This is a genomic window from Gallaecimonas xiamenensis 3-C-1, assembly GCF_000299915.1.
In the GTDB taxonomy this organism is placed as follows: Bacteria; Pseudomonadota; Gammaproteobacteria; order Enterobacterales; family Gallaecimonadaceae; genus Gallaecimonas; species Gallaecimonas xiamenensis.
The window spans coordinates 41,537-60,597 of the sequence record NZ_AMRI01000012.1; the positions used below are offsets into that span (position 1 = coordinate 41,537).

The following is a 19,061-nucleotide window of genomic DNA, read 5'->3' on the forward strand; positions in this document are numbered from 1 at the left end:
CAACTGTCTGATGCAGGTCTAGATTGGCCTGACGCTCCTAACACTATTACAACCATGTTTAATGCGAGCTGGAGCCTGCAACCGGATAGCCGCCTGGCGGCGATGGATCTGGTCAGGCACCAACCTTTTGCCGCTTCGGCACGCTGGGGAATGCTTTTCGCCAGCGGTTTTCACCAGCCACAGTGGCTGTTTTCCGAGGTTCGCCGCCTATTGGGGGACAAGCCCCTGTTTGGCGGCAGCTGCTGCGGTATCATCACCCCGGCCGGCGTTGACTACGGCGGTTTTGAGGCGCTGTTGCTGCTGTTCGACAGCCCCTGCGACAGCCTCTGCCTGCCCCAGCAAGACCAGCAAGGGCTGCTGAACTGGATCGGTAATGATCACGCCTTGTGCTTTTTCGATCTGCTGGGTAGTCCGGTCAGGGATCTGTTCGACTCGGCCCGCCATCAGCAGCTGCAAGGAGCTGCCCTGCTGGGGGATTTCGGCCTTCGCACCAGTTTCATGTTCTGCGGCGACAAGGTGGCCAACGACTGTCTGTTGGCCATCAAGCTGCCCGCTCCAACGACCATGGCCGTCAGCCACGGCGCCATTCCCATCAGCGATCCGTTGACCATCACCGCCGGCCAAGGTGGCCTGGTCCAAAGCCTGGACGGCCAACCCGCCCTGGACTGCCTGCTGGCTCTCCTGGGCCAGGACGAGGCTAAGCTGCGCGGCTCGTTGCTGCACCAACTTTCCCTCGGCCAACCCTGGAACAATACTTATTCGAGTCACATGATCGCCAAGTTAGACAGCCAGAGCCGCAGCCTGCACCTGGGTACGGGCCAATTCGAGACGGGCCAGAAGGTGGTGTTGATGAGCCGCTCCGTGGACAGCACCTGGCAGGACACCCGTATGCAGTTGGCCGCTTTTGGTAAAGACAAACCCAGTTTCTACATCAACTGTGCCGGTCGTACCGCCGCCTTCAGCGGCGCCTTGCAGGAAGAGTCCGAGCTGGTACGCCAATACCTGGGCCGGGAGATGGCCGGGATCTTCTCCGGTGCCGAACTGGCCAGCCTTAATGGCCAGCCCAGGCTGATGAACTGGACAGGGGTCTTGATGCAATGGAGTTGACGGAACTTCGCAAGCAGTTGGCCGCCTCCCTGGCCACCCAGCACCACCTGACCCGTGAGGTCAGGCGCAGCCGCATCCTGTCGCTGCTGGTGCGGGAAGGTTACCGGGAAGCCAGCGAAGCCGAGGAAGAGAGCGCCCTGGTGCGTTCCCTGCTGCACCTGTTGCTTAAAAGCAGCCTGCTGGACGGGGTGGCCCTTTACTGCCGGGGTGACCAGGTCTGGTATTGCCAAAGCCAGCTGGGCCGCTGGCAAGGGGCCCTGCCTCCTCTACCCAGGGACAGTGCCAATTGCCATTGGCAGGCAGGCGCAGCCCTGCCCGCCCAACTGGCTCCCCTGCACCCCGGGCAGGGGCACTTTCGCCACCTGACCCTGGCCTGCAACGGCGAATGGGCCTTGCTGCTGGGTCTGGGCCTGGACGAAGGCGCAGGGCTGCGCCTGGACCCGGAAGAAGCCAGCTTTATCGAGGCGGTACTGTCGCTGTTTTCCGAACTCATCCAGCGTTTTCGCATGGGCCAGAGTCTCAAACAACAGACCACCCTGGATCCGCTCACCAAACTGCCCAACCGCATCCTGGCCTTTGACCGCCTGCAGCAGGCCATGGTCAGCCATGAGCCGGAGGACGGTCACATCATGGTGCTCTTTGCCGACCTGAGCCGTTTCAAAGACATCAACAACAGCCATGGCCATTGGCTGGGAGACCAGCTGTTGGCGGCGGTGGCCGCGCGCTGGCGGGCCGCCCTACGCCCTGCCGACACCCTGGCCAGGTTAGGTTCCGACCAATTTCTGGTGCTGCTGGAAAGGGCCGCCAAGGCCAAGACCGCCGAAGTGGTAGCCCAGAAGCTGCTGGACTGCCTAGCCGAGCCGTTCAGCATCAACGGCAAGCTGATCAAGGCGGACGCCCATATCGGTATCGCCATCTACCCCGAAGACGGCCAAGACCCGTCGGTACTGATCCGCAATGCCGACGTGGCCCATATCCAGGCCAAAGAGTCCGACGACACCCACTACCGCTTCTTTACCCCGGCCCTGAATGCGTCCCTGTCCAGGCGACTGGTGGTGGAGTCGGCCTTGCGCCAGGCCATCGCCAATGGTGAGTTCACCCTGGTCTACCAGCCACAGCTGCGCCTGGCAGATGGCCAGGTTACCGGGGTCGAAGCCCTGCTGCGTTGGCACAGCCCCAAGCTGGGCCTGGTACCGCCAGACCAGTTTATTCCCCTGGCCGAAGAGAACGGCCAGATCCTGGCCATAGGCCTTTGGGTGTTGGAAGAAGCCTGCCGGCAGTTGGCCCAATGGCGTGACCAGGGCTTTGCCCCAACCATGGCCGTCAACCTGTCAGCCCGGCAGCTGCGCAGTCCAGAACTGATACCGCAGCTCGAAGCCCTGCTGGCCCGCTACCGGCTGGCGCCGGGGCAATTGGAACTGGAATTGACGGAAAGGGTGGTACTGGACGACACCCATCCCCAGGTTCGCCTGTCCCTGGCCCGCATTGCGGAGCTGGGGGTCAGGCTGGCCCTGGACGATTTCGGTACCGGCTACTCGTCCCTGCGCTACCTCACCGAGCACCCCTTTACGGTGGTGAAAATCGACAAGAGCTTTGTGCAGGCGCTGCCGGCCAAGGGCCGCGAGTACGCCCTGGTGGCAGCCTTTGTGGCCACGGCCCAGAAGCTGGGCATGGATGTGGTGGCAGAAGGGGTGGAGACGGCCGAGCAGCAGGCATTGCTGGAAACCCTGCAATGCCCCCTGGTGCAGGGCTACCTGCTGAGCCGCCCCTTGGATCCCTTGACGCTGCTGGCACGCTTGCAGTGCCAGGGCGCTACCTGGCACCTCAAGGCCTAGAAGAAACGCTCCAGGAAGTTGCGCAGCAGCTCACCGCTGGCCAATTGGGTGCTGAGCAGTTTCATTCTGTTGGCGGTGCGGGTCAGAGGGTAACCCTTGAAGATCCAGCGTTTGCGCACCTGGGCGAAGTTGTCGAAGAAGCGCCCCTTGCGTGCCGGCAGGGGCTCGTCACAAAGAGCCCGCCAGGCCTTGTAGACACCGGACAGGTCGGCACCACGCATAAAGGTCTGCACCCAACGGGGGAAAGGCCCAAAGCGCATGGATGACTGAAAGTCGATGAAATAAGGTTGGCCGTCGTCTCCCCTCAGTACATTACCCAGGTTGCGAAGATCCAGATGCACCACGCCCCGGCGGTGCATCTGCCCCACCATCTTTTCCAGTGACTCGAAAAAGCCCCTGGGCAGGGTTTCTCCGCTGCGGGTCAGGCTGCGCAGGGGCTGGCCGGCGATAAAGGGATAGGCCAGCATCAGTGGGCTGAGGCGATAGTAGCTGGCCGCCACCCCTTTGATCCCCCCCAGGCGGCCAAGGGCCTTGGCTTCACGGCCGATAAAAAAGCGCCCGGCGGTCCAACGCACCGGCAGGGGGCAATGGGAGAAATCCTTGATAACCAGGTCAAGGCCGTCATCGCAGTAACGAAAGACGATGGCATTGGCAAAACGCCCTTTGTGCATCACCGTCAGCTTGTCATAGGCGAAGGACCGATCGGGGAACTGGCGTGCCAGGGCCGTCAACACCCGGCTTTTCAGCTTATCCATAAAGCAAACCTCTACAGCAAAAGCGCACTATCCCAGAGGGACCAAAGAGCCCCCGCCAGCGCTAAGCCGGGGGCCTCAACCGAAAAAGAAGAGCAGGGTCAGTCCAGGTTGGCGATGAGCCGGCACAACAGGGTGGCCAGTTGCTTCGCCTCGGCCTCGGCTTCGTCAAAGCAACCCAGGGCGGACAAATAGACAGAGCGGATCAGCGGCTGGACCTGGGGATACAGGGCCAGGCCCTTGTCCGTCAGTTTCAGGGTGACACAACGCCTATCTGCTTCGTTGGGCAGGCGCAGAATAAGGCCCTTGGCCTCCACCCTGTCCAACAGCCGGGTCATGGCGCCCCTGTCATAATCCAACAGGTCGCACAGCTGGGCCGGGGTATCGGCCCGGCCTTTGGCAAGGCTGGCGACAACCCCGTACTGGGCAGTGGTTAGGTCCAACGGCGCCAACACTTTGTCGACTTTGCGCATCAGTTGGTTACGGGCGGTAACCAACAGCCAGCCCAGATCGCCGACGGGGTCGACGGTCTCTTCATGCTGGCAGGTGGGAGTACGGGCGCGGACCATGGCTGACTCTGCAATAAAACTGACATCTATTTTATTGCCTAGGCAGCAATTTATTCAACCTTAAGGCTGTATTAAAAAACCGGAGACAGTCTCCGGCTTTTTCGATTAATTGCCAAAAAGGCGGTCCAGGAAGCCCCGCAATCGGTCGCATTTGACCTCGGGCAGGTTGCGGCCGTCGGCGGGCAGTAGACGGCCGGTGCGGTTGCAGTCCCCCAGGTAGTTACCTTCTTCGTCGAAAAGGGCATCCACCACGTCACTGGGTGGGCGCAGCCGCAGGCTGATGGGACGGCGGTAATCCAGGTAGCGCCCATAAAGGCGCAGGGCACCGGTAGCACCGGTCAGGTTGGTGGCACCGTTGTCGTCCTGGCCCACCCAGAAGGTGGCCACGTCGCGGGCGTCAAAGCCGGAAAACCACGAATCGCGCAGATCGTCTGTGGTGCCGGTCTTACCCGCCAGCAGCTTGCCGGGGAAACGGCGGCCAACGAAGCGGCCGGTGCCCTGGTTCATCACCTCGGTCAGGGCATAGTCGGTCAGGAAGGCCCCTTCCTTGCTGACGGTCTGCACCGCCTTGTCGGAGCGCTTCCAAAGCAGCTTGCCGTTGCCACTGGTCACCTCGGACACGGCAGCCAGGGGCACCTGGGCGCCTCCCTTGGCCAGGGTCAGATACATCTGGTTGACCTGCCAGGGCGACAGGGCAGCGGTGCCCAGGAACACCGAGGGATAGGGAGGCAGGTCACCATGGACCCCCAGGGCCCTGAAGGTATCCAGCACCGCCGGCACTCCCAGCTTCATGCCCAGGTTGACGGTGGGCACGTTCAAGGAGTGGGACAGGGCATCCACCAAGGCGACCTTGCCCCTGAATTGGCGATCATAATTCTTGGGTTCCCAGACATCGCCGTTTTGCGAACGCAGGGTGACGGGCTGGTCGTCCAGGGGCGTGGCCAGGTTGAACTCGGGCTCGGACAGGGCGGTCAGGTACACCGCCGGCTTGGCCAGGGAGCCGATCTGCCGTTTGGCATCCAGGGCCCGGTTGAAGCCGGCAAAGTCCACCGTTTTGCCGCCGGCCATGGCCTTGGCCAGGCCAGTGCGGGGGTCGGAGACCACCGCCGCCATCTCCAGGGGCTTGTTGCCGGCAATGTTGGCAAAACTGCTGTCGATGGCCTTCTCCAGGGCCTTTTGGGCCAAAGGCTCCAGGCCGGTGAAGACCCTGACTCCCTGCTCGTCTTCGATAAAGGGTTGCACTATGCCGGCCAGCTCACGGCGCACCGCCTGCATATAGGCAGGTACCGTGGCGCTGAGCAGGTTGCGCTCCTTGCTGACCCCCAGGGGCGCCATCACCGAGCGCTGATAGGTGTTGCTGTCGATGAGGTTGTCTTCAAGCATCACCTTAAGCACCAGATCGCGGCGCTTGCGGGCCCGGTCGGGGTGGCGGCGGGGGTCGTAATAGGAGGGGCCCTTGATGATACCCACCAGCAGTGCCACCTGGTCCGGGGTCAGTTCAGAGGCGGGGCGGCCAAAGTAGAAACGCGAAGCCAGGCCCATGCCGTGCACCGCCTGGGCGCTGGCCTGGCCCAGGAAGATCTCGTTGAGATAGGCCTCAAGGATCCTGTCCTTGTCGTAACGCAGATCGATGATCAGCGCCATCAGCGCTTCATTGAACTTGCGCACCAGGCTCTTTTCCCTGGTCAAGAAGAAGTTCTTGGCCAGCTGCTGAGTCAGGGTGGAGCCTCCCTGCACCGTATGGCCGGCCTTCATATTGACCCAGAAGGCCCGGGCAATGGACAGGGGAGAAACACCGTAATGCTCATAGAACTTGCGGTCTTCCACCTGGATCAGGGTCTTGGGCAGCAGCGGCGGCATTTCTTCCAAGGGCACGAAGATCCGTTCTTCCTCGTCGGTGCTCTGGGACAGCAGTTCCACCAGCAACGGCTCAACCCGCTCTACCGCCAGGGGCTGCTGGCTTTGGCTGTCGTAGACCTCATCAACCCTGTCACCGTCAAACACCACCATCAGTCGGCGGGCCGGTTCCTGGCCTTCGGGAAACAGGAAGGTGCGCCTGAACACTTCCACCTTGGTGTCGGAGGCGGAAAACTCCCCCGGCTGGTCCGGGTTGGCCACCTTGCGGTACTTGAGCAGGCGCAGCTCTTCGATGAGCTGGTCTCGGGACAGTGGCGCCCCCGCATAGAGGGCCAGGGGGCGCGAGTAGATCTGCGCCGGTAGCTGGAAGGTTTGCCCTTCGAAACGGCTACGTACCTGGCCGTCGAGGTAAACACAATAAAGGGCCAGGGCCGCCAGCAGGGCCAGCCCTATCTTCAGGGTCCACATCAGTATGCGCTTGCGCCGGCTGGCCTTGGCCGGGGCACTTTTCTTGGCGGTGGTCTTCTTCTTAGTCACTGGCTCTCACTCTGCTGGCGTTTCTTGGTAAAGCGGGTGGGCTTGGCATTAGCCGGGTCTTCCGGCCACTCATGCTTGGGATAACGGCCACGCATTTCCTTGCGCACTTCACCGTAGCTGCCGGCCCAGAAGCCGGCCAGATCCCGGGTCACCTGCAAGGGCCGGCGGGCCGGCGACAACAGGGCGCAGGTGACGGTGACCCGGCCTTCGCAGATGGTAGGAGACGCCAATTGACCATAAAGGGCCTGAATCGGCACTGACAGCACCGGCGGCTCCTCCTCCCGGTATTCCAGAGCGAACTGCTGGCCGGTGGGCACTTCCAGGCGGGTCGGCAACTGGCTGGCCAGCACAGACGGCAAGGGCCAGGGTAACAGCGACTGCAGGGCAGCGAACAAATCCACCTTGGCCAGGGCCTGTTTGCTGGTGATATTGCCAAGATAGGGCCCCAGCCAGTTTTCCAGTTCGGCCAGCAGGCTGGCATCATCCACCACCGGCCAGGGCTGCTCGGGCAGCCAGCGGGCGGCACACTGCACCCGGGTCTGCCACTGGCGGCACTGCTCGTCCCAAGGGAGGGCATCGCTGCCCTGGCGGCGTAGCCAGTCGCAAAGGGCCTTGGTCCTTTCACTTTGGTCCAGCTTGGGCAAGGGCCGGCTGGCCAGCACCAGGGCGCCGTAGCGCTCTTCCTCAACAGCCACCAGCCGCTCACCGGCCCAGTCCAGCCTGGGTTGCCACTGGATATGGCGCTGGTGCAGGGCCCGCCAGTCCGCTTCATCTACAGGGGCGGCCTGGCGAATAAGGGCGTCGCCCTTGTCACCGCTCATCTGCGCCACCACCAGCCAGGGGCTGCCCCAGAGCCTGTCTCCTTCGGCCAGCACCGCGCCCCGGCCCATGGCCAGGCGATAGCGGCCAGGCGCCACCTGCTGGGCAATGCGTTCGGGGTAGGCCAGGCTCAAGATGGCGCCCAAAGACCAGGCAGCACCGCCCTGCCCTTTTAGCTGGCGTTGGTAGCGCTCGGCCTGGCGGCGGATGGGATGCTGGCCCAGGGCCGACAGGCGGCTGGCCAGATCGCTGTCCCAGTGGCCCATGGGATCGCGCTCTTCCAAAAGGGCGGCCAGCAGGCAGGCCTCCTTGAGGCTGGCGCTGGCCTCAGAGGCCACCCGGGTCAGCATGTGGGCCAGCCTGGGATGGCAACCGAGCCGGCCCATGGCCTTGCCGGCGGCGGTGATCTTGCCGCCCTGCACCGCATCAAGCTGGTCCAACAACGTCTGGGCGTCACGCCAGGGGCGTGGCGGCGGCAGGTCCAGCCAGCGCAGTTCCGCCGGCTGGGCTATGCCCCACAGGGCCAGTTCCAAGGCCAGGGGACCGAGATCTGCTTCCATGATCTCTGCCGGGGTTTGGACCACCAGGCTCTGCTGCTGGCTTTCCCCCCACAGACGGATGGCAATGCCCGGCGCCAGACGCCCGGCCCGGCCGGCCCGCTGGGTAGCGGAAGCCTGGGAGATGCGGCACAGCTTGAGCTGGCTCATGCCGGTGGCACTGTCCAGCACAGGGCGGCGGCACCAGCCGCTGTCCACCACCACCCGCACCCCTTCGATGGTCAGGGAGGTCTCGGCAATGGGGGTGGCCAGCACCAGTTTGCGCTGGCCCTGGGCCGGCGGCGCTATGGCGGCATCTTGCAGGGCCTTGTCTAGATCGCCATAGAGGGGGTAGAGGCTGACATCCGCCGGCAACCGCCCTTCCAGGCGTTCGGCCAGGCGGCGTATCTCACCGCCACCCGGTAGAAATACCAACATGGAGCCGGGCTCACCGGCCAAGGCATTGAGCACCACCGACTCGCACAGGCCCACCCAGGGCTGGTTGGCCTTGGGGGCCTGGTAGCGCACCTCCACCGGGAAGCTGCGCCCTTCGCTCTTAAGGCTGGCGCAGGGGCTGAGGAAGGCCTTGAGGCGCTCCCCGTCCAGGGTGGCAGACATCACCAGGATCTTAAGATCGTCCCGCAGCCCCTCCTGAACGTCCAGGATCAGGGCCAGAGCCAGATCCCCAAACAAATTGCGCTCGTGGAATTCGTCGAAGATGACCAGGCTGACCCCGGCCAACTCCGGGTCCTGCTGCAAGCGGCGAACCAGTATTCCCTCGGTGACGATCTCAAGCCGAGTAGCTGGCCCCACGGCGCTGTCGGTACGGGTTCGATAGCCAACGGTTTCTCCCGGTTTCTCCCCCAAACGGGCAGCCAAGTAACGGGCCAGGCTGCGGGCAGCCAGGCGCCGTGGTTCAAGCATAATGATGCGGCCTTCAAGCTCCTTAAGCAGCGCTAAAGGGACCTGGGTTGATTTACCGGCGCCGGGGGGAGCTTCAAGGATCACGCGGTCATGGCGGGCCAGGTCTGTGACCAATTGCGCCAGTACCTCGTCCACAGGCAGGGAATGCAAGGCCGAACTTCCTCAATGAAAGGGGAAGCGGCAGTGTAACATGATGAGCATGAGACTATTTTTCGGCATTGCCCTGGACAGGGCCGACAGCGAGCAGGTGCAGCAGTGGAGCCGGGCAGCCCTTGGCCATCTGCCCAAGGCGGTGCCGGCCCGCAACTATCACCTGACCCTGGCCTTTATGGGGGAGCTGCCCCAGGGTCATTTGGAGCAAGCCCTTGCCGGGGCCGCCGCCCTGCCCTTCAGTCCCTTTTCCCTGACCCTGGACAGTTTCGGCCAATGGCCACGCAGCGGCATCAGCTTTCTGGCCCCCAGCCAGCCGCCAGCGCCCTTGCTGGCCTTGGCTACCGCCCTGCAGCAGCTCAGCTGCGACCTGGGGGGCTTTTGTGACAAGCGCCGCTACCAGCCGCACCTGACCTTGGCCAGGGCCCAGCACCAGCCCCTGGTGCCGCGCCTGGCGCCACCGGCCCTGACCCTGTCGGTGACCGGCTTTGACCTCTTCCATTCAGACCAGGGGCGTTACCTGTCGGTGGCCAACTTCGGCTGAGCCGAGTCGGCCAGCAGAGCCAGTGCGCCGTCCCCTGTAACGTTACAGGCGGTACCGAAGCTGTCCTGGGCCAGATACAGGGCAATCATCAGCGCCAGGTTGGCTTCGCTGAAGCCCAACATGGAGGACAGCAAGCCCAGGGCCGCCATTACCGCTCCACCCGGTGCGCCGGGGGCCGCAATCATGGTTACCCCCAACATCAGGATAAAGCCCAGCATGGTGCCCAAGTCGGGAATACCCAGTTCAGGGTTGAGCAGCATCACCGCCGTGGTGCAGCTGACCAGGGTAATAGTGGAACCGGACAGGTGGATGTTGGCCAGCAGCGGCATGGCAAAATCGGCCACCGGCTCGGATACACCGTTCTTCTTGGCCTGGCGCAAGGCCACCGGGATAGTGGCGGCGCTGGACATGGTGCCGATGGCCGTCACATAGGCCGGCACCATGGTTTTGAGCAGCAGCAGCCCAGAGCGCCCCCGGACTGCCCCCGTCGCCCCGTAGAGCACCGCCAGCCAAAGCCAGTGCAGCATCACCGCCATCACCAGCACCAGGCCGAAAGTCTGCAAGGTTGACCATACCTTGCCTTCGAAGGTCATCTGGGCGAACTCACCGGCAATATAGAATGGCAGGGCCGGGATAATGAGATTGGCCAGCAGTTTTTCCACCACCCCCTTGCCGTCTTCCAGCACCTGGCGCAAGGCCGACTCACGACCGGCCAGGGCCAGGCCCAGCACAAAGGCCAGCACCAGGGCCGTCATCACCGCCATGGGGGCAGGAATAGCCAGGGTGAAAAAGGGCGTCAGCTGCTGGCCGGTATCGCCAGCCAACTGATGGGGACTGACCAAGATGGGCAACACGTAGCGCGCCACCAGGAAGGCCAGGGTACCGGCCAGCAAGGTTGAACCATAGGCCAGGCCCAGGGTCCGCCCCAATAACCTGCCCGACCCGGCCGGCAGGCTGGCGATGCCAGAGCTGATATAGAACAGCAATATCAAGGGCACCGAAAAGCCGATCAGCTCACCCACTATGGCTTTCACCGTCATCAACAACCTGACCAACAACTCCGGCGCCAGCAGGCCGCAAAGCACCCCGAAAGCCAAGCCGATCAGCAAACGTACTACCAAATTCATCCATCACCTGCCGATTAAAACAACAACGCCTCCCGAAGGAGGCGTCACAGCTTGGCCTAAAGCGACCTTTCAAACAAGCCCGATCACTGGCCTATGTGCTTATCCAGGAAAGTGAGTACCCGCTTGTAGAGTTCCTGGTTATGCTCTGGCAGGTAAAACCCGTGCCCCTCATTGGGCTCTACATACCACTCGTAGGGCTTACCTGCCGCCTCCATGGCATCGCGCAGGGCTTCGGAGTGCTCTATAGGAGCAATTTCATCCTTACCACCGGCTACGATCAGCACCGGCGCCTTAAGCTTGGCCACCTGGTACCGAGGCGACTGGGCCCGCAATTCTGCTTCGCTATCTGGCAAGACTTTCTTGCGGAAGTTGTCAGAGCCCAAGCCACGGTAAGCGCCTGGATGGCTGGATAGCATTTCCAGGTCATAGACTCCCACATAACCCACGGCGCAGCGGTACAGATCAGGTTCGCGCTCGGCGCTCATCACCGCCGCATAGCCACCATAGGATCCACCCATGGAACAGACTCTGTTTTTATCAACGATCCCCTGGCCGATAAGGTAGTTAACCCCATCGGTCATATCGTCGATCATGCTGGTGCCCCATTTCTTATAGCCCGCAGCCATGAAATCACTGCCAAAGCCACCTGACCCACGAAAGTTTGGCTGGAAGACAGCGTAACCACGGCTGGCAAGGACCTGTACGGAAGGGTCATAGCCCCATTCATCACGGACACCATGGGGGCCGCCGTGAGGCATCATTACCAGCGGTAAGTCTTTGTTTTTGCCTTTGGGTAGCGTCAAATAGCCGTGTATGGTTTTGCCATCCCGGGCCTGATAGGAAATGGGCCGGACCTTGGCAAGCAACTTAGAGTCAAGCCAGGGCATTGCGCTCAGCAGGAAAGTGACTTGCTTGCTTTCTCGATTGAACAGATAAAACTGACCGGGCTCATTATCCGCATATACGGCGATGACCATTTCCCGCATATCGCGGGTTGCAGACGTGATGCTGACCGCCTTGTCAGGGAAAGCCGCAATCAAACCTTTGTAATCCGATACGTAGTCTTGATCGTTTGCCGAGTCAAAGAACACCTGCTCTGGTTTTCCCGAATTCCAAGTCGCACCGATAACCTGTCGCTCACCCTCACTGTCGATAGCGATGATAGGTGAGACATCTACATCATCCCGCTGATACAGCTTGGTTTTCTTACCAGTACTGGTATCGAGGACAACAATGCCCGCAGTGTCGCCGGCAGAGCCGCCCTGGGTACTGGCGATCACCCTCTTGTTGTCTTTGAAAAAGGCAATGGGCATAAGGCCTTCGCCTTTTTCTTCACTGAAACGCGCCAATTCACGCCAGTCATCATCAGCACTGTCACGATAGATGACGACGTTTTCATTCCCCTTCTTCAAATCGGCACCGACAGCAAATCGCACCTGTCCTTTATTGTCCGCCAACACATTGAAGCCCTTGACTGGCGGTTTGGTCACCTTGATCAGACGACCAGAGTAGATATTGAGGCGATAGACGGTGGGATAAGACGCATCTTTCAGGCCAAACGGCTGAGTAGCCAGTAGCACTTCATCATCATTGCCTTTGAGGAAGCTGATGATCTGTGATCCGGCATAAGTTTTCTGCCGTTCGCCTCTGGGGCCGAAGATCATCATCTTTTTACTGCCATCAGCATTCATGGCGAACAAATCACCGGTTCCTGCTGGCCGATCGAATGAACCCAACTGGCGCGTGATCGTCATGATCAAGCGTTCGTTATTCGCCCAGTAGAATGAGCCAAGGGAATCCTGCCCGTTGAACTGCATGACCGAAGCAATACCGAGATCCCTTTCCCCGCGCTTAAGCACGGCCAACCCCATATTGCCTTCATCATTCTGGATCTTGGCGGCCAAATAACTGCCGTCAGGCGAGATCTTGATCTCTTGGAATTTCGGGTGGCTGGCAAAGTCAGCCAGAGGAATGTCGGAGGGTAACGCTTCAGCAGCCAAGGTCAGGCAGGGAAGCAACGACAGCAGGAACAACCACGTCCTTGTCATAATCATTAAATCCTAGATATAAAAAAGAGGGCTTAAGCCCTCTTTTTTAACATCGTTGCAACTCAGGTCAAGTCCAACAAGCTGCGGGCTATGGTGCGGATACCCCGCGCCGTGGCACCGGCCGACCAGAGGCCGTTCTCGTTGTTGTTAAAACAGGCGGCCAAATCCAGGTGTACCCAGCCTTGCCCCTGGTCACGCACAAAGCGGGACAGGAAGCCGGCGGCATTGGACGCGCCACCGGCACCGCCACCTTTAACCGGTCGGCTGTTGGCGGTGTCAGCGTAGGCACTGGGGCACTCGAACTGGTGGAAGGGCTCCAAGGGCAGCGGCCAGGCTGGCTCGTCTTCGGCATTGGCAATGGCGTTAACCTTGGCGGCCATCTCCCGGTCCAGGGCAAAGAGGGCGTTGTAGCTGCTGCCCACGGCGGTAACGGCGGCGCCGGTGAGGGTGGCGGCATCGATGATAAGCGGCGCACCGGACTCGCTGGCCACCAACAGGCCGTCGGCCAATACCAGGCGGCCTTCGGCGTCGGTGTTGACGATCTCGACTGTGGTGCCGTTCTTATAAGTCAGCACGTCACCTAGCTTGTAAGCATTGCCGGACACCAGGTTCTCGGCGCAGCAGAGGATCAGCCGCACCCGCTTTTGCAGGCCACGCAGTATGGACAGGGCCAGGCCACCGGCCACCATGGCGGCGCCGCCCATGTCGGCCTTCATATAGAGCATGCCTTCGGAGGCCTTGATGGAGTAGCCACCTGAGTCAAAGGTAATGCCCTTGCCCACCAGGGCGGCGGCCACCGGGGTGTCTTCGGTACCGGGGTTATAGTCCAGCACCAGCATCACAGGGGGGCGCTCTGAACCTCGGCCCACATTGTATAGGCCGGTCCAGCCGGCATCCTTGAGGGCCTCGCCGGAGATCATCTTATAGCTGACCTTTTCACCACCCAGAGCAGTAATAAAGGAAGCAGCTTCGGACGCCAGCATCTGGGGAGATTGCTGCTCGGGGCCCTTGTTGGTGATGTCGCGCACCCAGCGGGCTACCTTGAAGCGGGCTTCAAGTTCAGCGCTGTCACCGGCCCAACGAATTTGCTCGCCGCCCAGGGCGGACATGAAGCCTTCGGCAAAGGCCCACTGCTGCTCCTGGCCGAAACCTTCGCCCAACTCGACCTGGGTCAGGCCCTGGCTGCGCAGGCGGCGGCCGGCCTGCTGGATACGGCGGCGCTCGGTGGCGTGGACAGTGGCGCTGCCTTCGTTAAAGCTCAGCAGGGCATTGGGGCCCCATTGGGCGGCTGCGGTTTGGGCAGACAAATTGACCTTCAACCAATCACTCATCAAAGACTCCTTAGGGACGGCGAATTGGGGATAAACAAGATAAAGAGCATACACTAGGGGCTTTGGCGAACCCAGAGAGGCCCCATGAAGTTTCAGCCGCCCTTGGAAAGGGCGACCCTTATCCGCCGTTACAAGCGTTTCTTGGCCGACATCGACAGCCCCCGTGGTGAACTGACCATCCACTGTGCTAACACCGGCGCCATGACCGGCTGTGGCGACAGTGGCGACAGCATCTGGTACCGCTACGACCCCAGTCCCAAAAAGAAACTGGTAGGCAGCTGGGAACTGACCGAAAAGGACGGCCACCTGATTTGCATCAATACTGCCAGGGCCAACAGCCTGGTAAAAGAGGCCCTGGCCGAGGGCAGCATCGAAGAGCTGGCCTGGGCAGACAAGGTGCTGCCTGAACAGGCCGACGGCCATGGCAGCCGGGTCGACTTCGTACTGGAAGGCCAGGGCCGACGGCTGTGGCTGGAGGTCAAAAGCGTCACCCTGCACCTGGGGGATGGCCTGGGTGCTTTTCCCGACGCGAAAAGCCAAAGGGCCCTCAAGCATCTGGACGCTCTGGTCGCCAAGGTGCAGGCAGGCGAGGAAGCTGCACTTTTGTTTACAGTACTGCACACAGGTATCGATAAAGTGCAGGCGGCCAGCCACATCGATCCGGCCTATGCTCAAAGGCTTACAGAGGTGGTACAGGCCGGTGTAAAGGTATTGGCCCGCAAGGCCCGGATCGATAAAGACACAATGGTTCTTGACAGGCCTGTGAAAGTCGTCATCTAGACGTTGTCCTGGCCGGGACTATCTGCTATAGATAGCCGCCTTAAACGAGCTGAAGGCTCACATCATCCTGGTGATTAGGAGAGTCAGCATGGCTGAAATCAAAAAGACAAGCTCCCTGGGGGTACTGGCGATTGCCGGCGTGGGGCCTTATCAAGAGAAGCCAGGCGAAGAGTACATGAGCGAGGGTCAGCTTGCGCATTTTCGCAAGATCCTCGAAGCATGGCGTCGCCAGCTCAGGGAAGAAGTGGATCGCACCGTGACCCACATGAAGGATGAAGCAGCCAACTTCGCCGACCCGGCGGACAGGGCCTCCCAGGAGGAGGAGTTCAGTCTGGAGCTGCGCACCCGCGACCGCGAGCGCAAACTCATCAAGAAGATTGAAAAAACCCTGCAGATCATCGAAGACGGTGACTACGGCTTCTGCGAGTCCTGTGGCGTTGAGATCGGCATCCGCCGCCTCGAAGCCCGTCCTACTGCCGAGCTTTGCATCGACTGCAAAACCCTGGCGGAGATCCGCGAGAAGCAAATGGCTGGCTGATGGCCGGTTATGTGGGGCGTTTTGCCCCCAGTCCTTCTGGGCCGCTACACCTGGGTTCCCTGGTGGCGGCCCTAGGTTCTTTTTTGGACGCCCGCGCCAACCAAGGCCGCTGGCTGGTCCGCATCGAAGACATAGACCCTCCCCGTGAAATGCCAGGCGCCAGCGACGCCATCCTCCGTACCCTGGAAGCCTTTGGCCTGCATTGGGACGACAAGGTGCGCTACCAAAGCCAGCATCACGGCGACTATGACGCCCTGTTGGCACACCTGGAGAGCCAGGGCCTGCTGTACCGCTGCGCCTGCACCCGCAAGCAGCTCAAGGCCCAGGGGCTGCACCAGCGCCAGCATTGTTGCCCGCCGGACAAGGCCAGTCCGGCCGCCCTGCGGTTCTTGAACGAGGCCCCTCTGGAGGCCTTTTTCGATCGCCGCCAAGGCACTCTGACCGTCCCCCCTGCCCTGGCAGCGGAAGACTTTATTATCCACCGCAAGGACGGCCTTTATGCCTACCAATTGGCGGTGGTCAGCGACGATATCGACCAAGGCATGACCCATATCGTCAGGGGCAGTGACCTTATTGAGGCCACCGTCTGGCAGTTACAGCTGTATCGGGCCCTTGGTGCCCCGGCCTGCCGTTATCTGCACCTGCCCCTGGTATTGGGGCAAGACGGCCAGAAGCTTTCCAAGCAGAATCATGCCGCCCCCATAGACGATGCCAATCCACTACCGGCCTTGCGCCAAGCCCTGGGTTACCTGGGCCTGGCAACGCCGGATACCGACAACAAAGAAGAGCTACTGCAAGCCGCTATAGCCCAATGGCCTTACCTGGATGATTCTCAACCGGGGCAAGCTCGGGTATGATTTGCGCCTTGACAGAACAGCTTCAACGCTCAGGTGAACGCCATTATTTCCCGAGTCATTGATTTTTGCCGCCGCGTAGTTGGCGGTAAAGAAGCCCAAGACAGCACCCTGATCCCCAGGGACGAACATTCGATCAGCCGCAAGGACATCAGCGACAACGCCCTCAAGGTGCTCTACCGCCTCAACAAGGCCGGCTATGAAGCCTACCTGGTGGGTGGTGGCGTGCGCGATCTGCTGCTGGGCCTGCACCCCAAAGATTTCGATATCGTCACCAACGCCCGGCCCGACGATATCCGTAAATTGTTCCGTAACTGCCGCCTGGTTGGCCGCCGGTTCCGCCTGGCCCATATCCTGTTTGGCCGCGAGATCATTGAAGTGGCCACCTTCAGGGGCAGCCTCACCGACAACCCCGATGCGGCCCGCTCCGACGAGGGCATGCTGCTGCGGGACAACGCTTATTCCGATTCGGTGGAAGAAGACGCCCTGCGCCGCGACTTCACCATCAACGCCCTTTACTACAACATTGCCGACTACAGCATCCTCGACTTCGCCGGTGGCCTAAGGGCCCTCAAGCAACGTCGTATCGAGCTGATTGGCGATCCGGCGACCCGCTACCGCGAAGACCCGGTGCGGATGCTAAGGGCGGTGCGCTTTGCCACCAAGCTGGACATGAGCATAGCCCCGGACACCGCCAAGCCGATCCGCGAGCTGGCGCCGCTGCTGGACGATATTCCCGCAGCCCGCCTGTTCGAAGAGTGCCTCAAGCTGTTTATGGCCGGCCACGGCCTGGACAACTTCCGCATGCTCTGCGACTACGGCCTGTTCCAGCGTCTGTTCCCGAGTCTGGTGCCTTTCCTTGACGATCCCAAAGCCAGGCGCTTTATCGAGATGGCCCTGGAAAACACCGACCACAGGGTCAGGACCGATCAGAAGAGCACCCCAGCCTACCTGTTCGCCGCCTTCCTCTGGCCACTGCTGGACATGCGTGCCCAGGACATCCTGCTCGAATCCGGCCTGCCCACCAACGACGCCTACCAGATCGCCATGAACGAGGTGCTGGACGACCAGTGCCGTCGCATCGCCATTCCGCGCCGTTTTACAACCACCATCCGCGAGATCTGGACCCTGCAAACCCGCCTGGACAAGCGGGCCGGTCGCCGTGCCGAGCGCCTGTTCGAACACCCGCGCTTCCGTGCCGCCTTTGATTTCCTGGAAATGCGTGGCGAAGTGGAAGGCAAGGAGATCAAGGCCCTGGCCCAGTGGTGGCAGGAGTATCAGGAACAAGGGGAGCCGGGCCGCCGCCAGCTGGTGTCCAGCCTCTTTGAAGCCAAGGGCCCCAAGCGGCGCAAGCCCCGCAAACGCCGCCCCCGTAAGCCCCAGGCCCAGGAATGACCCAGGCCTACATAGGGCTGGGAAGTAACCTTGCCAGCCCTGCCCGCCAGTTGTGGCATGCCCTCCATGCCCTGGCGGCCCTGCCCGGCAGCCGCCTGCTGGGCAGTTCCAGTTTCTACGCCTCCAAGCCCATGGGTCCCCAGGACCAACCCGACTACGTCAACGCCGTGGCGCTGCTGGACACCCATCTAGCGCCCCTGGCACTGCTGGACGCCCTGCAAGGCATAGAGCAGCGCCAAGGACGGGTCAGGTTGCGCCGCTGGGGGGAACGCACCCTGGATCTGGACCTGCTGCTGTACGGCCAGGAGCCCATAGAGCACCCGCGCCTGCAGGTGCCCCATCCCGGCCTGAAAGAGCGGGAATTTGTGATAGTGCCGCTGCTGGAACTGACCCCCGAACTGGTACTACCAGATAGACAGCCCTTGGCAGCCCTGGCACCCAGGGCGCAGACTCTGGCCCGGGTCGCCGCCCCCCTTTGAGACGGCCGCCCCTTGAGTTAGAGTAATCGCCCTAATTTCGCTCGGAAGGTCTTGCCATGAGCAAAGTCAACGAAGCCGCACTGCGTAAACGCATCAGTGTGTCGACCCTGAACAAGATGAAGCAGCAGGGTCAGAAATTCTCCAGCCTTACCGCCTACGACGCCAGTTTTGCCAAGCTTTTCGACGATCAAGGCGTCCATGTACTGCTGATCGGGGACTCCCTGGGCAACGTAGTACAGGGCCTGGACGATACCCTGGGCGTGACCGTCCAGGATATCGCCTATCACACCCGCTGCGTGCGCGTCGCTACCGCCAGCGCCCTGGTGGTGGCCGACCTGCCTTTCATGAGTTACGCCACCCCCGAGCAGGCTTGCGAAAATGCCGCCGTGCTGATGCGCGCCGGTGCCCAGATGGTCAAGCTCGAAGGGGGCGAATGGGTCTGCGACACCATCCGTACCCTGGTGGAGCGCTCGGTGCCGGTCTGTGCCCATATCGGTCTGATGCCCCAGTCCGTGCATGTCATGGGCGGCTACAAGGTCCAGGGCAAGTCCCAGGAAGACGCCGAGCGGATCCTCCGTGAAGCCAAGGCCGTGGAAGCGGCTGGTGCCCAGTTGCTGGTCATCGAATGCGTCAGCCAGAAGGTGGCCAAGGCCGTCACCGAGGCCCTGAGCATTCCGGTTATCGGCATCGGTGCCGGCCCCGACACCGACGGCCAGGTGCTGGTGATGCACGACATGTTCGGCATCAGCGCCGGCCACATACCCAAGTTTTCCAAGAATTTCCTGATTGAAGCCGCTGACATGCAAAGCGCCGTCAGCCGCTTCGTATCCGACGTGGCCGAAGGGCGTTTCCCTGCGGCCGAGCATTCGTTTGATTGAG

General features: G+C 61.7%; 16 protein-coding genes. 9 read left to right on the forward strand and 7 right to left on the reverse strand.

Going from position 1 to position 19,061, the window contains the following annotated elements; all coding sequences use genetic code 11:
* Positions 1-54: 54 nt before the first annotated feature.
* Both B3C1_RS09755 and B3C1_RS09760 read left to right on the forward strand, forming a co-directional pair.
* Positions 55-1,107: an FIST N-terminal domain-containing protein gene (locus B3C1_RS09755; RefSeq protein WP_083858298.1), complete on the forward strand. Its 1,053-nt coding sequence runs from the start codon at positions 55-57 to the stop codon at positions 1,105-1,107.
* A complete protein-coding gene (locus B3C1_RS09760) occupies positions 1,098-2,942 on the forward strand; it encodes a putative bifunctional diguanylate cyclase/phosphodiesterase (RefSeq protein ID WP_008484539.1) in 1,845 nt (614 codons plus the stop codon). Before B3C1_RS09755 ends, B3C1_RS09760 begins: the two co-directional genes overlap by 10 nt.
* Here B3C1_RS09760 and B3C1_RS09765 read toward each other — a convergent pair.
* The 4 genes from B3C1_RS09765 to hrpB form a co-directional block, all read right to left on the reverse strand.
* Positions 2,939-3,697, reverse strand: a complete 759-nt coding sequence (locus tag B3C1_RS09765; RefSeq protein WP_008484540.1) for a protein kinase family protein — start codon at positions 3,695-3,697, stop codon at positions 2,939-2,941. The genes B3C1_RS09760 and B3C1_RS09765 overlap by 4 nt on opposite strands.
* A 98-nt stretch (positions 3,698-3,795) precedes the next feature.
* A complete protein-coding gene (locus B3C1_RS09770) occupies positions 3,796-4,263 on the reverse strand; it encodes a MarR family winged helix-turn-helix transcriptional regulator (RefSeq protein ID WP_008484543.1) in 468 nt (155 codons plus the stop codon).
* Positions 4,264-4,368: 105 nt separating this feature from the next.
* Positions 4,369-6,657: a penicillin-binding protein 1B gene (mrcB, locus tag B3C1_RS09775; protein ID WP_008484545.1), complete on the reverse strand. Its 2,289-nt coding sequence runs from the start codon at positions 6,655-6,657 to the stop codon at positions 4,369-4,371.
* Complete coding sequence (hrpB, locus tag B3C1_RS09780; RefSeq protein WP_008484547.1) at positions 6,654-9,086, reverse strand: ATP-dependent helicase HrpB; 2,433 nt, start codon at positions 9,084-9,086, stop codon at positions 6,654-6,656. The genes mrcB and hrpB overlap by 4 nt, the downstream gene beginning before the upstream one ends.
* Positions 9,087-9,135: 49 nt before the next feature.
* Here hrpB and thpR point away from each other — a divergent pair, with 49 nt between their 5' ends.
* Entirely contained in the window at positions 9,136-9,630 is a 495-nt protein-coding gene (gene thpR, locus B3C1_RS09785; RefSeq protein ID WP_192813364.1) for an RNA 2',3'-cyclic phosphodiesterase, read from the forward strand.
* On the opposite strand, the gene B3C1_RS09790 is transcribed toward thpR, so the two are convergent.
* From B3C1_RS09790 to pepB, 3 genes are all read right to left on the reverse strand, one after another.
* Positions 9,603-10,757, reverse strand: a complete 1,155-nt coding sequence (locus B3C1_RS09790) for a dicarboxylate/amino acid:cation symporter (RefSeq protein WP_008484549.1) — start codon at positions 10,755-10,757, stop codon at positions 9,603-9,605. The two genes, thpR and B3C1_RS09790, sit on opposite strands and share 28 nt — an antisense overlap.
* 83 nt (positions 10,758-10,840) lie before the next feature.
* Complete coding sequence (locus B3C1_RS09795; RefSeq protein ID WP_192813365.1) at positions 10,841-12,790, reverse strand: alpha/beta hydrolase family protein; 1,950 nt, start codon at positions 12,788-12,790, stop codon at positions 10,841-10,843.
* Between the two features lie 77 nt (positions 12,791-12,867).
* A complete protein-coding gene (gene pepB, locus B3C1_RS09800) occupies positions 12,868-14,139 on the reverse strand; it encodes an aminopeptidase PepB (protein ID WP_336391116.1) in 1,272 nt (423 codons plus the stop codon).
* An 81-nt stretch (positions 14,140-14,220) separates the two neighbouring features.
* Here pepB and sfsA point away from each other — a divergent pair, with 81 nt between their 5' ends.
* The 6 genes from sfsA to panB all read left to right on the forward strand — a co-directional run bounded on the left by sfsA (position 14,221) and on the right by panB (position 19,060).
* On the forward strand, positions 14,221-14,916 hold the full coding sequence (gene sfsA / locus B3C1_RS09805; protein ID WP_008484552.1) for a DNA/RNA nuclease SfsA: 696 nt from the start codon (positions 14,221-14,223) through the stop codon (positions 14,914-14,916).
* A gap of 88 nt (positions 14,917-15,004) precedes the next feature.
* Entirely contained in the window at positions 15,005-15,454 is a 450-nt protein-coding gene (gene dksA / locus B3C1_RS09810) for an RNA polymerase-binding protein DksA (RefSeq protein ID WP_008484553.1), read from the forward strand.
* Positions 15,454-16,311 (forward strand): tRNA glutamyl-Q(34) synthetase GluQRS, encoded by an 858-nt coding sequence (gene gluQRS, locus B3C1_RS09815; protein ID WP_008484556.1) that lies wholly within the window; start codon positions 15,454-15,456, stop codon positions 16,309-16,311. The genes dksA and gluQRS overlap by 1 nt, the downstream gene beginning before the upstream one ends.
* Positions 16,312-16,353: 42 nt before the next feature.
* Entirely contained in the window at positions 16,354-17,703 is a 1,350-nt protein-coding gene (gene pcnB / locus B3C1_RS09820; protein ID WP_192813367.1) for a polynucleotide adenylyltransferase PcnB, read from the forward strand.
* A complete protein-coding gene (folK, locus tag B3C1_RS09825) occupies positions 17,700-18,182 on the forward strand; it encodes a 2-amino-4-hydroxy-6-hydroxymethyldihydropteridine diphosphokinase (protein WP_008484558.1) in 483 nt (160 codons plus the stop codon). The genes pcnB and folK overlap by 4 nt, the downstream gene beginning before the upstream one ends.
* Positions 18,183-18,238: 56 nt before the next feature.
* On the forward strand, positions 18,239-19,060 hold the full coding sequence (gene panB / locus B3C1_RS09830) for a 3-methyl-2-oxobutanoate hydroxymethyltransferase (protein WP_008484559.1): 822 nt from the start codon (positions 18,239-18,241) through the stop codon (positions 19,058-19,060).
* The last annotated feature ends 1 nt before the right edge of the window (position 19,061 follow it).